We start from the raw sequence: 640 nt of genomic DNA, 5'->3' as shown, positions 1-640 counted from the left end.
GGGCGCGACCGGCGCGCCGTTGCGGCGCGGGCCGTCCAGCCCCTCGGCCCAGGCGATGGTGTCGGCGCCGCGGTCGGGCGGCGTCGGCGCATGCACCACGCCGAGTACGGGCAGCCCGTCGCGCAGCAGGCCGACCGCGACCGCGGTGCCGCGGTGCCCATCCAGGAAATCGCTCGTGCCGTCATGCGGGTCCACGAGCCAGCAGAGCCCGCCGGCGCCTGTCGCACGGCCGGTCTCCTCCCCGACCCAGCAGGCCTCCGGCAGCAGCGCGGTGAGGGCGGCGCGCAACTCGGCCTCGACCTCCGTATCCACCGGGGCCTTCCCGCCCGCGCCCCGGGGGCCGCCGGGACGGGAGAACTCCGTGGCGATGCGGCGGCCCGCCCCCTCCGCCGCAGCGACGACGGCAGGGAGCAGCGCATCGGGAGATCGGGTCATGCGGAGATTCCTGCGCGGGTTCAGTTCGGAACGGCATTGAGGCGGCGCAAACGGGCTACCGTGCGCCCTCGCGCTCGGCAGCCAGCGTGTCCGGGCAGGCGAGGCCGAGGGCGAGCCGGGCGGCGGCCATCGGCGGGCAGCAGGCGAGGGCGAGCCGCGTCCGGCGGTCGGCGCCCGCCGGGAACGGGACCGTGGCGAGCCCGGC

1 protein-coding gene is annotated in these 640 nt (G+C 78.1%); it reads right to left on the bottom strand.

Annotated elements, in window-relative coordinates:
* Window positions 1–435 (bottom strand): inositol monophosphatase family protein (locus OZN99_RS33030; RefSeq protein ID WP_333779802.1); only part of this gene is annotated, 435 nt, incomplete at its 3' end.
* Window positions 436–640: the final 205 nt, after the last annotated feature.

It is taken from the genome of Falsiroseomonas oryzae, assembly GCF_027856955.1.
GTDB lineage: Bacteria > Pseudomonadota > Alphaproteobacteria > Acetobacterales > Acetobacteraceae > Falsiroseomonas > Falsiroseomonas oryzae.
Note: the sequence above shows the minus strand (reverse complement) of the source record. Positions and strands in the feature narration are given on the sequence as shown.